Annotated in this window: 14 protein-coding genes and 1 tRNA gene; 11 read left to right on the top strand and 4 right to left on the bottom strand. The window is 41.0% G+C overall.

All coding sequences use genetic code 11. The annotated features are described in order from the left end of the window. Window positions 1-126: 126 nt before the first annotated feature. From ICL16_RS18715 to ICL16_RS18705, 3 genes are all read left to right on the top strand, one after another. Entirely contained in the window at window positions 127-1299 is a 1173-nt protein-coding gene (locus tag ICL16_RS18715) for a homospermidine biosynthesis protein (protein ID WP_190830572.1), read from the top strand. Window positions 1300-1588: 289 nt separating this feature from the next. Further along, the gene (locus tag ICL16_RS18710; protein ID WP_190830570.1) at window positions 1589-3094 is read left to right on the top strand and encodes a multicopper oxidase family protein; all 1506 of its coding nucleotides are present in this window, start codon (window positions 1589-1591) and stop codon (window positions 3092-3094) included. A 97-nt stretch (window positions 3095-3191) separates the two neighbouring features. Continuing rightward, complete coding sequence (locus tag ICL16_RS18705) at window positions 3192-4418, top strand: MFS transporter (RefSeq protein ID WP_190830568.1); 1227 nt, start codon at window positions 3192-3194, stop codon at window positions 4416-4418. A 55-nt stretch (window positions 4419-4473) separates the two neighbouring features. Here the strand turns inward: ICL16_RS18705 and ICL16_RS18700 are convergent. Further along, window positions 4474-4547, bottom strand: a tRNA-Arg gene (locus ICL16_RS18700). Window positions 4548-4584: 37 nt separating this feature from the next. Here ICL16_RS18700 and moaC point away from each other — a divergent pair. Further along, complete coding sequence (gene moaC, locus ICL16_RS18695; protein WP_190830566.1) at window positions 4585-5085, top strand: cyclic pyranopterin monophosphate synthase MoaC; 501 nt, start codon at window positions 4585-4587, stop codon at window positions 5083-5085. 53 nt (window positions 5086-5138) lie between these two features. On the opposite strand, the gene ICL16_RS18690 is transcribed toward moaC, so the two are convergent. Continuing rightward, window positions 5139-5333: a DUF2795 domain-containing protein gene (locus ICL16_RS18690; protein ID WP_190830563.1), complete on the bottom strand. Its 195-nt coding sequence runs from the start codon at window positions 5331-5333 to the stop codon at window positions 5139-5141. 256 nt (window positions 5334-5589) lie between these two features. On the opposite strand from ICL16_RS18690, the gene ICL16_RS18685 reads away from it, so the two are divergent. From ICL16_RS18685 to ICL16_RS18675, 3 genes are all read left to right on the top strand, one after another. After that, the gene (locus ICL16_RS18685) at window positions 5590-5847 is read left to right on the top strand and encodes a 2TM domain-containing protein (protein WP_190830560.1); all 258 of its coding nucleotides are present in this window, start codon (window positions 5590-5592) and stop codon (window positions 5845-5847) included. Between the two features lie 115 nt (window positions 5848-5962). Next, on the top strand, window positions 5963-6274 hold the full coding sequence (locus tag ICL16_RS18680; protein WP_190830558.1) for a DUF3181 family protein: 312 nt from the start codon (window positions 5963-5965) through the stop codon (window positions 6272-6274). A 42-nt stretch (window positions 6275-6316) separates the two neighbouring features. After that, window positions 6317-6535, top strand: coding sequence for an acetyltransferase (locus ICL16_RS18675; RefSeq protein ID WP_190830556.1), 219 nt, complete (start codon window positions 6317-6319; stop codon window positions 6533-6535). Window positions 6536-6572: 37 nt separating this feature from the next. On the opposite strand, the gene ICL16_RS18670 is transcribed toward ICL16_RS18675, so the two are convergent. Both ICL16_RS18670 and ICL16_RS18665 read right to left on the bottom strand, forming a co-directional pair. Then, window positions 6573-7046 carry an ABA4-like family protein gene (locus tag ICL16_RS18670; RefSeq protein WP_190830554.1) on the bottom strand — a complete coding sequence of 158 codons (474 nt, stop codon included), beginning with the start codon at window positions 7044-7046 and terminating at the stop codon, window positions 6573-6575. Between the two features lie 134 nt (window positions 7047-7180). Next, window positions 7181-7897, bottom strand: coding sequence for a biliverdin-producing heme oxygenase (locus ICL16_RS18665; RefSeq protein ID WP_190830552.1), 717 nt, complete (start codon window positions 7895-7897; stop codon window positions 7181-7183). Window positions 7898-8280: 383 nt separating this feature from the next. On the opposite strand from ICL16_RS18665, the gene glmM reads away from it, so the two are divergent. The 4 genes from glmM to hpsO all read left to right on the top strand — a co-directional run bounded on the left by glmM (window position 8281) and on the right by hpsO (window position 13776). Beyond that, on the top strand, window positions 8281-9756 hold the full coding sequence (gene glmM / locus ICL16_RS18660; protein ID WP_190830550.1) for a phosphoglucosamine mutase: 1476 nt from the start codon (window positions 8281-8283) through the stop codon (window positions 9754-9756). Continuing rightward, the gene (gene hpsL, locus ICL16_RS18655) at window positions 9756-11417 is read left to right on the top strand and encodes a hormogonium polysaccharide biosynthesis protein HpsL (protein ID WP_190830548.1); all 1662 of its coding nucleotides are present in this window, start codon (window positions 9756-9758) and stop codon (window positions 11415-11417) included. Before glmM ends, hpsL begins: the two co-directional genes overlap by 1 nt. A 138-nt stretch (window positions 11418-11555) precedes the next feature. Beyond that, window positions 11556-12533 (top strand): hormogonium polysaccharide biosynthesis glycosyltransferase HpsN, encoded by a 978-nt coding sequence (hpsN, locus tag ICL16_RS18650; protein ID WP_190830546.1) that lies wholly within the window; start codon window positions 11556-11558, stop codon window positions 12531-12533. A gap of 73 nt (window positions 12534-12606) precedes the next feature. Further along, window positions 12607-13776 (top strand): hormogonium polysaccharide biosynthesis glycosyltransferase HpsO, encoded by a 1170-nt coding sequence (gene hpsO, locus ICL16_RS18645; RefSeq protein ID WP_190830544.1) that lies wholly within the window; start codon window positions 12607-12609, stop codon window positions 13774-13776. Window positions 13777-13808 lie beyond the last annotated feature (32 nt).

Genomic DNA, 13808 nt, shown 5'->3' with positions numbered 1-13808 from the left:
CCAACCATCACCACAGGCATTTACCTAGTTAAAATTAAATATCATGCAAAAAACTCAAGAAGCGCTTGTTAACGAAAGCGCCTATATGCCTTTGCATGAGAATTTTATCTGGGGTAACTACCAAAAATGTCAAAAAAGACAGGAAAAAAAATCGCACCGGCACCAATGCCAATCGATATCAACGTAGTTGATTTAATCGATAACTACTTCACCGCCTACAACTCAGCACGGTTACGGGAGATATGCCATCTGCTTAGTCGGGATGTATTCAATGAAGGCGTGACGGTGGGAGTTAGTCTTTCTGGTGCAATGACACCTGCAGGATTTGGCGTTTCTGTGCTTGCACCCTTAATTCGTAACGGTTTTATCGACTGGATGATTAGCACTGGTGCTAATCTTTACCATGATATGCACTACGGCTTGGGTTTTGAATTGTTTGCTGGTAATCCATTTTTGGATGATGTGAAGCTGCGCGAGGAAGGTACAATCCGTATTTATGACATCATATTTGGTTATGATGTACTACTAGAAACTGATGCTTTTATCCGCAAGGTTTTGCAAGCTGAACCTTTTCAGAAGCGGATGGGAACTGCTGAATTTCATTATCTTTTGGGCAAATACGTCCGGGAAGTGGAAAAACAACTGGGAGTCAAACATTCCTGTTTACTAGCTACGGCTTATGAGTGTGGAGTACCCATTTATACTTCTTCTCCTGGAGATAGTTCGATTGGGATGAATGTTGCCGCTTTATCCCTGGAAGGTTATCAGTTAGTATTAGACCCATCAATTGACGTGAATGAGACGGCGGCGATCGCCTACTTTGCCCGTGAACAGGAAGGCAAGAGTGCGGCTGTAATTATTGGTGGCGGTAGTCCAAAAAACTTTTTGCTCCAAACGCAACCGCAAATTCACGAGGTACTGGGATTAGAAGAACGGGGACACGATTACTTTGTACAGTTCACCGATGCACGTCCAGATACTGGTGGTTTGTCCGGTGCGACACCAAGCGAAGCTGTAAGTTGGGGAAAAATCGACCCTAACGAATTGCCTAGCACGATTGTTTGTTACACAGATAGTACAATTGCACTACCTTTAGTTACAGCCTATGTAATGAATCAGTGCCAACCTCGTAGTTTGAAGCGGTTATATGACAAGCGGGAGCAAATGTTGGCACAACTGCGAACAGAATATTTAGCAGCCAAAACTCAACCTCTGGATAAAATTCCTGCTGCTATGGCCCAAAGTGCTTCTGAGGAAGTAACTACTTATCCTTGTGGGAGGTTGATTCCCAACCCGTAGGGAATAAATATCTCCAAATAACAACGTAGAGACGTTCCATAGAACGTCTCATTTTATTTCAATTGCTGTAAATTAATTTAAATTACTGTAAATATTTTTAGAAAAAAATAACGTAATATTTATATCTACTAAATATATTTACTTAAAATCGTCTTTTTATTAAATCACATTAAAAATTCGTAATTTTATTTAGCAAATCATAATAGTAGTTCAAATTACCACTGCATAAGTATATAACTTGTGAACGTTATATATAAGAAACAAAAAAATATCAAAAACAAATAAAAAAATGTTAAAGATAAATAGACGAGATGTGGTAAAACTCGGATTCATCGCGGGTGGAAGCTTGCTATTGCCGATCGCACTGCAACTGAGAAGTCAAGCTCAAAATGCTGGTAGTCCAAGAGTGACACCCTTTTCAGTTCCCTTCCGTGTTCCACCAGTACTTAACCCCGTGCGCAGTGATAGCACAACTGATTACTACGAAATCACAATTAAAAAAGCTAATTTGGAAATTTTGCCTGGTTTACAAACCCAAATTTGGGGTTATAACGGCATAGCTCCGGGTCCGACAATCAAGCAACATGTGAGCCGTCGTTCAGTAATTCGTTTTATCAATGATGTTGGTACAAATACGGTAGTTCATTTACACGGAATGCCATCACTACCTCAATACGATGGCTACGCTGAGGATTTTATTCCTCATGGCTACTACAAAGACTACATTTATCCGAATAATCGCATTGCTGCTACTCTGTGGTATCACGATCACACAGTCATGGTGACTGCACAGCAAGCTTACATGGGACTAGCTGGAATGTACATCTTACAAGACGATTTAGAACTAGGATTACCCCTACCCAAAGGCGAGTACGATGTACCTTTATTTTTATCAGACAAGATATTTGCCTCTGACGGCAGTTTGGTATTTAATGACCAAAATCGCAACAAGCTCATGGGCGATGTGATTACAGTCAATGGTGTGCCTTGGCCTCGTATGGAAGTAGCTAATTGTAAATACCGCTTCCGAATGTTAAATGGATCTGTTTCCCGCTCTTACAAACCTTCTTTAAACACAGGTGACGACTTAATTATGATTGCCACTGATGGTGGGCTTTTATCTGCGCCAGTCAGAGTCAAAAATTTTCGCCTTGGGATGGGTGAGCGATATGAGTTCATCATTGACTTTTCCCAATACCCTATTGGCACATCTGTGATTTTACAGAATGAATCACTGCCTAATAATGACGACTACGATAATACGGATAAAATTATGCGTTTTGATGTGGTGCGTTCTGTCGTTGACAATAGTTCTATCCCTAATCAAATGCGTAATATTCCTTCTGTTTCTCAGCTTGTTGCTCAAGCAGTGCGCACCAGAGAATGGCACTATGACAAATTTAGTGGTGTGTGGGTAATTAATGGTAAAGAATGGGACAAAGATCGAGTTGATGCTAATCCAAGATTAGGTGAGTATGAAATTTGGAGTCTCAACAACGTCCACCAGGATTGGTTTCACACTATTCATATTCACTTGATAGACTGTTTGATCATCGACCGTAATCGTCAAGCGGCTTTCCCCTATGAACGTGGTTGGAAGGATGTTTTTTATGTTGGTGAAAATGAGAATGTGCGGGTAGTTGGGAAGTTTGATCCCAATAAAGGAAAGTATATGACCCACTGTCATAACTTAGTTCACGAGGACCATGACATGATGACTCAGTTGGAAGTTGATCAAGGTGGCATTAGTCCTTTTGCCGCTCCTGCTCAGCTACTTCCAGCACCACCATTGTAAGTAGTTGGTCAGTCTGTGTAACAATACTAGTTAGTTATTGGTGCAATGTTTAGCTACAAAGCACCAATGACACTTAACTACTTAACTAGTATTTGCCGTGAATGTTTTTCGTGCATCCGATACTCAACTTTGGCGTGGGAACCTGTTCGTTTTATTTATAGCAGGGTTACTCTTTTGGTGTAGTCTGGCTTCATTACTACCTACTCTGCCGCTCTACATTTTAAGTACGGGCGCAAGCCAACAGCAGATAGGATTGGTGATGGGCAGCTTTGCCATTGGACTTTTGCTGTTTCGCCCTGGGTTAGGACAGTTGGCAGATAATAAGGGGCGCAAGATCGTGTTAATTATCGGTACATTGGTAGCAGCGATCGCGCCTCTGGGCTACTTAGTATTTAAATCTATCCCTCTGTTATTGATGTGGCGTGCTTTTCATGGTATTAGTATTGCCGCTTTTGCTACTGGCTACACTACATTGGTAGCAGATTTGGCTCCACGCGAAAAGCGTGGTGAAATTATTGGTTACATGAGTCTAGTAAATCCGATTGGGATGGCGATTGGACCTGCTTTAGGTGGTTATTTACAAGAAGGGGTTGGTAGTCGAGTTTTATTTCTTGTTGCTGCTGAACTAGCTTTTGTTGCACTATTAGGAACAATACAAGTTACTAATCCACCAGTTGAGAGCGAGCAAGGAAATATTGCTAATCCAAAGTTTTGGCAAATTTTGTTGAGTGCAAGAGCAAGAGTTCCAGCGGTAGTATTTTTACTCATTGGGTTGGGTTTTGGTACTTTGTCTACCTTTGTGCCGTTGTTCATGAAATCAATTCAGGTAGATTTAAATCCTGGATTATTTTACTCAACCGCTGCCATTGCTAGTTTTAGTGGAAGGGTATTTGCAGGTAAAGCAAGCGATCGCTTAGGTCGTGGTTTGTTTATTACCCTCAGCTTAATTTCTTACACTTTATCTATGGTGGTACTCTGGCAGGCAAACAGTGCATTCACCTTCTTACTAGCTGGGCTGCTTGAGGGTTTGGGCGGAGGTACTTTAATTGCGATGATTGCTACATTGATTGCCGATCGCTCAGTGAGTAGAGAACGCGGACGTATGTTTGGTTTATGCATCGCTGGATTTGATGTAGGAATTGCGATCGCTGGTCCTGTTCTTGGTTCCATTGCCGATCAAGTTGGCTACCGTGTAATGTTTGCAACATCAGCTATTCTTAGTCTATTAGCACTTCTGATCTTTATTACCCTATGTTGCAAAGACATAGCCAGTTCCTTACGTTTTGCCTTTGGTCGCGGTCAAGATACCTACGCATTAAAATAGTGGAGACGTTCCGCCGGAACGTCTCCACAACCCAGATCATTTCTACTATTTTCAACGGGCGAGGAGGGATTCGAACCCCCGACACCGTGGTCCGTAGCCACGTGCTCTAGTCCACTGAGCTACACGCCCTCAATAGATATATATAGTAGCACACCCTTAAAAGATAATGCAAGAAATTTTTCCAAATAATTCTGATGACTTAACTCATCTAGACTCTCAGGGACAAGCACAGATGGTAGATGTATCCAACAAATTACCTACAGTGCGCCAAGCAGTTGCGACAGCGAGAGTGCGAATGTCCCCAAAAACCTTTGCCGCCATTCAAGCAGGTGATGCACCAAAAGGGGATGTGTTGGGAACTGCAAGACTAGCTGGAATTATGGCAGCAAAACAAACTGCTACCTTAATTCCTCTATGCCATCCCTTACCTTTACAAAAAGTAGAAGTACAGATTACACCCGATGCAGAATTACCTGGTTATCACATTCTTGCCACAGTCAAAACTAAAGCTGAAACAGGAGTAGAAATGGAAGCCTTAACCACAGCTTCTGTTGCGGCTCTCACCCTTTACGACATGGCGAAAGCCCTAGAAAAATCCATTCAAATTGAGTCAATACATTTAATCAGCAAAACTGGCGGTAAATCAGGAGACTATTTTCAATCTTGAAGGCAGAAGTAAAAAAGCAGGTTAGCGTATATTTTAATACTTCTGCCTCCTACCTATCCTATGTCACTAACTGCTTGACTTACATCAGTTGGGCTTTCAAAATCTTGATCTGGCAATTGCTCTAGCACAGAAATAGCATTTTCATCAGCGCCTTGTTCTTTGGCGTGGCTAATCAAGTCTTCTTTACTAGCTGGGTAGTCAACGCCTTTTAAATGTTTCTGTAGTTGGATTGGGTTAATTTTAGTCATTTTTATCCACCTCAAGATTGCAACTCCATCTTGACAAGTGGATATATTTGCTACCTCTATCAAAAAGATTAATCAGTATTGAGCAATACGAAGGAAAAGTTCATCCAAAGGGTTGATGATAAGTAAACAGTCATCAGTAAACGGCGATAGTCATAATGTAGAGACGTTTCACAAAACGTCTCTACATTAATTATTCACAGAACCTGTAAAAATCCTAAAATAAGATTGAATCATTTATTACAAACAGTAAATATTTATGCCTCCTCGTTGGCCTCGTCAACCCGATCGCAAAGATCCTGCTTACCGCAAGTTAGATGACAGAATGAATTTTGCCGTTCATGTGGCATTCTCCGCTGCAGTTAACTCCGGCTTGTGGTTTTTTCACAACTTCCTCAAAGCCAACTGGGAATGGCTACCGCCTTTAACAGCAGGTTGGATAGTGGTACTGTTAGTACATCTAATTTACATTTCGGCGATCGCTAACTACGACTCGACGCCTTCTAAATCCACCTGAAGATGGACTCCATCAGCTAGGACGATTGTAACTTGTGGTGGTTGAGTCATGATAGATATTTGAGCAACAATATTGAATAGCTGAGGAAAGCGCTCATAATTTAGGGTTATTTTTTATGGCTAAGACTAACACCACAGAACTACTAGAAGCCCTAGCAGCTGAAATTGGCGAAAGCGTCTACATTGATATCGCTAAGTGGCATCTTTATTTATCAGATGCCAAACTCCATACTGTAGTTGCTGAAAAAATGTATCCCCTACTTTCTGCCAATAAGCCTGTGGAAGAAGACGAAGTTATCAAAATTTTGGAATCTATTTCGGTAAAAATTGGTGGTGGTAGACGAGAACTGCCTCTCATCGATTTACTTCCACTGCAATGCCAAGTAAATCTTGTAGATATTGTGGAAAAATATCAAAGCGAGATGTAATTTTCATTATTTTAGGAACAAACAATTAAGAGGTTAATTTCAATGCTTTTACAAGTCAAAGATTCTGGCAACTTAGTAGAGATTCAGGATATTCAAGAATTAATTAATCCTAATGTTGATGCTATCAAAGCACAAGATCAAGAAGGACAAGAAGAACAAGATACTGATACTTACAAAAAAGAAAATTTAGTTTTTCCATCTGGCGAAAATTTGCCTAAATGTTGGAAAGACGCCAATTATAAAGGTGCTACAGTCTCCTAACAAATATCCCTGGCTTCTTTAAGAAGTCGGGGATATTTCATTGAGAAGAAGCTGTTGTTTCTCTTACAGTCCCAACTTCACTTTGAGTACGAAAGAAAAAAGCCCTAGCAATCCATTCTGTTAATATATGAGAAAGTAAACCTATTGGACCTGCAAATAAACAAAGTGCTAATGAGTGAATTGTCCAAACACCAGTTTTTCGACCTTGTAAATAAACGTAGCGCCCAACAAATAGATCCATAACTAAAAAATGAATCCAACCAGTAGCCGCAGCTTTTTCTTCACTAAAAAAGTTGGCAATATCAGGTAATTGAGGATTCGATAAAGCTTGGGCATTCTCCGGAGTGATACTGCTAACAAATAAATACAAATATGCTAATGCTAGAGGTACAAAGGGAATATATGATTCCATTACCCGTTGTGTAACCTTCCATTTAGGTAGGAAAATCATTAATGCCCAAAATGGTAAAACGAAAAGATTGGCTACAGTAAAAATTTGAAAAATATTCATATAATTTCACTTTTTCTATACAGTGCAACACAAGCAGCCATCCTAACAAGTTGTTAGGAGCCAAAATCCAAAAGCCAGAATCAACTCCAATAGCCCTTCTCCTGACTCCTGAATTCTGACTCCTAACTACTAGTTTATTCAGCAGTTGCCAATTCAGTGCTGCCGCGTGTACGACGGCGTGTAAGGCTATTATAAAGCATTTGACCGATCGCTTTAATCAAGTTGCCTTCTAATTCTTGGAACATTTTCATGTTCATACCAAAGGCAGCGTTAGCTTCATCGACAATGCGATCTGCTGTAGCATCATCTATCGGCAGTTCATCTAAGGTAGAGCGATATTTAGCTTTAAATGCTTTCTCTTCGGGGATGTCCTGAAATTCATAAAATGCCAAACCCTGTCCATCAGAAAGGTTCATTGCTGTTTGGGCAATACCTTTAAGAATTTGTCCACCAGACAAATCGCCCAAGTAACGGGTGTACGAGTGAGCAATTAACAGTTCTGGTTCTTTTTGAGAGATTTCCCGAATCCGTTGCACATAAGCTTCACCCGCACTGGACAGTTGGATTTGTTCCCGCCAGGAAGCACCATAGTAGTAGCTCAAGTCTTGTTCTAAGGTGTGCTTACGGTGGAGTTCACGGAAGTTAATTTTGGAAACAATCGGGTGGTTGTGATGTTTTTCCATCTCCTCTTCCATTGCCGAGTAGACGAAGTAGAAGTTAGCGACTAGTTTTCTGTAAGAGTTTTTTTCTACGACTCCTTTTAAAAAGCACTTGACAAAACCTACATTTTCTGCCATCGTGTGGGCTTTTTTTGTACCTACACGTAATTTTGTTGCTAAATTGCTGCTCATGCTAAATTTCCAACTTTAAAAAGGTCAAATGCCGCAGTTATATTTTACATACGGCTACAAAAGCCACTAAAACGTTACATTAGAGCTGTTTGATGAGAATTTGTATTACAATTTTTTAAGTAATAGGTTATTTGTTATTTTTTATACAACATATACATATACATCGGTGAACCTGTAGAGACGCCCCGGTGGGGCGTCTCTACGTCTTAACATAATCTTTACAAGATTTAAAAGTACTTTGGCAAAAAAAACCACTAAATTAAAAATAAGTTTGTAAAAACCAAAACTAGTAAATTATCCTGATTAAAACATATTTACAGGGAATTGTTCAAAAAAGTTTAAAGTGTTATTCTCCAGTGTGGCTGTGTGGAGCATTTAATCATATGGTTTCATCTATAACTCGGAGTCAAGACGGCATTCATGCGGGTTGTGCATCAGAGACTGATAGATCACCTTTATGTAATCAAGGCAGTTTTGTACAAAATTTAATCGCACTGCCAACAACTCCGTTGTTTGGAACAGATGGTATTCGTGGGCGAGTGGGTGAATTGTTAAGTGCGCCCTTAGCATTGCACGTTGGTTTTTGGACGGGAATTGTTTTGCGTGCCAATGCTTCGTCAGTAGGACCAATTATTCTTGGACAAGACTCAAGAAACTCAAGTGATATGTTGGCAATGTCCTTGAGTGCAGGATTAACCGCAGCAGGGCTAGAGGTGTGGTACTTGGGATTATGCCCAACACCATGTGTAGCCTATCTGACAAGTGTAACAGATGCTGTCGGCGGAGTCATGATTTCTGCCAGCCACAATCCACCGCAAGATAACGGGATTAAAGTATTCGGTGCAGATGGTGCTAAGTTACCCCAAGCTTTACAAGCAGAAATTGAAGCGGGACTACGTGGTGAGTCCTCGAATTATACTGGTAGTAGTAATTGCGGACGGCATTACTCGCGGAGTGAGTTAGTAGGAGATTATGCGGAGTCGGTAAAAAAACCGTTATGCAGTACCCTGAATCTTCAGGGAATGAAGATAGTGTTAGATTTAGCTTGGGGTGCGGCAGTAGGTTTAGCACCGAAAATATTTACATCCATGGGGGCAGAAGTAATCTGCTTGCACGAGGAACCAGATGGCGATCGCATTAACGTCAACTGTGGCTCCACCCATTTAGAAATTTTGCAAGCAGCAGTCAAGCAGCACAATGCTAGCATCGGCTTTGCCTTTGATGGCGACGCTGATCGCGTTTTAGCCGTAGATAATAATGGACGACAAGTTAACGGTGATTATATCCTCTACCTCTGGGGGCGCTGTTTACAACAAAAACAAGAACTGCCAGACAACCTTATAGTTTCCACCGTAATGGCAAACTTAGGGTTTGAGAGAGCGTGGAAACAACTAGGCGGTAAACTGATTCGTACAGCAGTAGGCGATCAACATGTTCAAGCAGAAATGCTACGTACAGGAGGAATGCTGGGAGGAGAACAATCCGGTCATATTCTGTGCCGTCATTATGGCATAACAGGTGACGGATTGTTAACAGCCTTACACTTAGCAGCTTTGGTACATTCTGCTCAAGTCTCATTATCAGAAATGATCGACCAAAGCTTTCAAACTTATCCCCAATTATTACGCAACGTGCGAGTAGAAGACAGAACAAAACGCATAAGTTGGAAAGATTGCCAACCCCTGCAACAAGCAATTACTTGCGCCGAAGCAGCAATGGGTGATTCTGGGAGAATTTTAGTCCGAGCTTCAGGCACAGAACCAGTTATCCGAGTTATGGTAGAAGCCGAAGTAGCAGAACTTGCTAATCACTGGACTAATGAATTAGTCCGGCAAGTCCAGCAACACTTAGTGGCATAATGGTCAAACTTAAGCAAAAACCCAACCGCAAAAAAAAACAATCAAAACAGGAAACTCCAACCCTAAGCGTTAAAGAACGTTTGGCACAGAAGCGTACTGCAGCAAAGGCACGTAAAGAATTTACAAGCCTTCTTGGGGCAGCCTTTGCTGGCGGTTTATTCTTGGGTATTCCTCTAGCTTTCGTCGGCGGAATTAAAGCAGCAGTTCCTGGTATTTTATCTATCATCTGCATTTCTCTATGTTATAAATACCCCCGCGAAGCCCTGTTTGCCTTCCTCATTTACGTGCCAATGGGAGGTACGATCACTTATTACATAGGTAATAGTCCCATACTTCAATTAGCAAAAGATGCCTTTTACATTCCGGCGCTGATTGCACTTTGGCAAACTTGTCGCAAACAGCGATTACCTCTAATAATTCCCCAAGCCATTAAACCCCCACTGTTCATTTTATTAGGCTTGTGTGTACTTACGCTGCTGTTTGTAAACGGTTCGCAGCAGCTAAACCCTCCTCCTGCTGGACTATTGGCAGCCCCAAGCAAGGAAGTACCCATCGGTATGGGAATTTTGGGTTTAAAAGTATTTTTAGGCTATGTGCCACTGATTAGTTGTGCTTACTATCTAATTCGGAATAAAAAAGATTTTTTATTTTTGTCCCGCCTACAAATTGTACTCATACTTACCTGTTGTGTACTGGGATTTATTCAGTACATTTTACTAGCAAGGGGGATATGTCAGGGAACCAGAGGTTTAACAGGAGCCGCACAGTTTAAAGCATCACTGGAAGCACGATGTTATATTGGTGGTGCTTTAGTTTATAGTCCTGATGAAGGGGTGATTCGTCTACCAGGAACTTTTGTTGCTCCTTGGCAATGGGCATGGTTTCTCATTTCTAGCACCTTTTTTACCTTTGGTTCAGGTTTTAGCGATCCCTCAATAATTTGGCGGATTGTCAGTTTAGTTTCTACAGCATTAGTTTTTGTCAACGCAGTTGTCTCTGGACAAAGAATTGCCTTAGCTTTAGTACCTGCGTGCTTCGTGATTTTGCTATTTCTCACTGGGCAAATTGCCAATCTCAAACGGTTTATTCCTATAGGAGTAGGACTTGCTCTGATTTTGGGAATTGCGATCGTCACTAACCCTGCTGTGGTAGAAGAGAGAACAGCAAGTTTTAGCGAACGTTGGGGAGCTTCACCACCCGAAGAATTTATTGTTCAACAATTTGAGGAAGTGTGGAAAAATCTTGAAGGACCGTTAGGAAGTGGTTTAGGACGTGCTACTAATTCTGCGCGTGCGTTAGGTGAAACTAAACTGGTAGAAACCTACTACCCCAAAGTACTCCATGAAGTAGGACCACTAGGGCTTTTGGGATTTTTAGCCTTAGTAACCACTCTAACAATAGTTTGCTTCCAAACGTACCGTTCCATAAAAAACCGTAATTACCGCAGTTACGCAGCAGCATTGTGGGTGTTTATACTTTTTATTAGCTACAACACTTATTACTACCCCCTAGATGTCGATCCAGTAGCTGTTTATTACTGGTTTTTCGCCGGAGTTCTGTTGAAATTGCCAGAAATAGATAAACAAGAAAGGCTTCTAGAAGCCCAAGCTGAAAAGAAACAGGGGCGCAAGGGTGCAGGGGAGGGCTTGAGTACGCCTTAATGGTGTACACCCCCCCTCCCTAACCCTCCCCTTTGCAAGGGGAGGGTGCCCGATAGGGCGGGTGGGGTAATGTACCTCAATCTAAAATCCAAAATTCTCCTGACTTCTGACTCCTGACTCCTGTCTCCCAAAATTCCTATGGATTTACCTTTAATTTCTGTAATTATTCCTACCTATGCCCGCGAGGAACCACTACGCGATAGTTTGGTGGATCTCCTCAAACAAGATTATCCTAATTATGAAGTTTTAGTTGTAGACCAAACCCCAAAACATCAGCCAGAAATTGAAGCTTATTTAGAGGAATTAGCCTTCTCAAATAAAATCAAGTGGTTTCGCTTGGCATGGGCGAGTCTACCTGGGGCGCGGAATTATGCTGTGCGACGAGCTGCAGGTGAGATCATTCTGTTTATAGACGATGATGTTCAGCTACAGCCTGGATTTTTATCAGCTCATGCAAAAAACTATATAGAAAACCCAGAAGTGGGAGCAGTTGCTGGGCGAGTATTTGACAGAATGAAATTAGGTGACTCTGGGGGAGAGTTGCAAATTGAGTATCTTCCTCCTCAAGCAATGGACCCAGGTATTGCCTGGTATCATGTTGATTTGGTACATACTGTCAAACCGCAGCAAGTCATAACAGCTAGGGGTTGCAATATGTCTTATCGCCGCGAGATTTTTACCAAGTACAATCTGAGATTTGATGAAAGATTTCGCGGTAGTGCGGTGCGAGAAGAATCTGATTTTTGTTTACGCTTAAGACAAACTGGATATAAAATTTGGTATGACCCAGAGGCTTATTTGGTTCATTTAGGTGAAGAGACAGGTGGTTGTCATGATATTAGTATGCGCAGTCTCCAGTATCAACTCACCTTTTACCACAACCATTTCTTAATGGGGCTAAAAAACCTCACCGCCACTCAAGCTTTACGCCTCTACTCCCGTCTATTTGACTGTCACGTTTTGGGACGTCCCCCTTGTCATAAAAGTGGCAGCCCCATCAAAATACTCACTAGAGGTATTTTCTATAGTTTAGGCTTTTTCAAAGCATTGAGTACTGTCATTCAATCAGTTTGGAATGATGGTCAAATTTACACGCGCTTGGACGAACAAGTTTGAATTTGAAAATGGCTAATGGCTAATAGTTAATAGTAACCATTAGCCATTAACAATTAACAATTAACAATTAACAATGAAAATTTTAGTAGCTAGTCATACATATATAGTAGACCTTAATTGTGATAAATTGCGTGCTTTAGCTCAACTAGAACCTGAAATTGAGGTAACAGTTGTCGTGCCAAAACGCTGGAAACCCGGTGGAGTACAAAACAAAATTATTGAAACTCAATATCGCGAGGAAGGCAAATTTCGCATAGTACCAGTTTCTAATTTCAGTCAAAATCACCAAGGTTTGCTTACCTTTGGCACTGATTTAATATCTTTATTGAAACAGTTTCATCCCCAAATTATTCAAGTAGAACAAGGATCGAGGGGATTAGCTTTTGCTGAAATGATATTTTTAAATCAGCTTCTAGGACTAAAGGCTAAAAATGTATTTTTTACATGGTGGAATCTTCCTTATAATTTAAAATTTCCCATTAATTTAATTGAGAAATACAACCTCAATCACAGTCACGGGATAATTTCCGGTAATCAAGATGGAGCAGAAGTTTTAAGGCAGCGTGGTTATAAAGGTCCTATTAAAGTCATGCCTCAACTGGGAGTGGATGAGAGTTTATTCACACCCACACCCCAACCAGAATTAGCCAGTCAGTTGGGTATTCAACCAGGCGAGTTTGTGGTGGGATTTGTTGGACGTTTTGTGCAGGAAAAGGGACTATTTACCCTTATCAATGCTTTAGCTACATTAAAAGATAAATCCTGGAAGTTATTGCTGCTAGGACGCGGACCTTTGCAGGTAGAATTAATGAGTCTAGCTACAGAAAATAACATTCAAGACCGAATCATTTTAGTGGAAAGTGTTCCTCATCACGAGGTCTGTAATTACATCAATTTAATGAGTACTTTGGTACTGCCATCAGAAACAACTTACCAGTTTAAAACTTTAACTGCTGTCGGGTGGAAAGAACAATTCGGTCATGTATTAATTGAGGCGATGGCTTGCAGAGTGCCTGTGATTGGTTCTAATTCTGGTGAAATTCCTCACGTCATCAAGAATACTGGATTAGTATTTCCTGAAGGTGATGCTTCTTCACTTGCTAATTGCCTAGTTCAATTAATGGAAAATCCTCAATTAGCTGATAATTTAGGTGAAATGGGTTATCACAAAGCAATGGCTCAATATACAAATAAAGCTTTAGCAAAGCAGCAATTAGAGTTTTACAAACAACTTGTTAATTAAACCACAGATCCCCGACAACTTTTACGAAGTCG

The sequence above is a fragment of the Iningainema tapete BLCC-T55 genome, assembly GCF_014698965.1.
Classification (GTDB): Bacteria; Cyanobacteriota; Cyanobacteriia; order Cyanobacteriales; family Nostocaceae; genus Iningainema; species Iningainema tapete.
The sequence above is the reverse complement of the archived record's forward strand: the minus strand, read 5'-3'. Positions and strand labels throughout refer to the sequence as shown.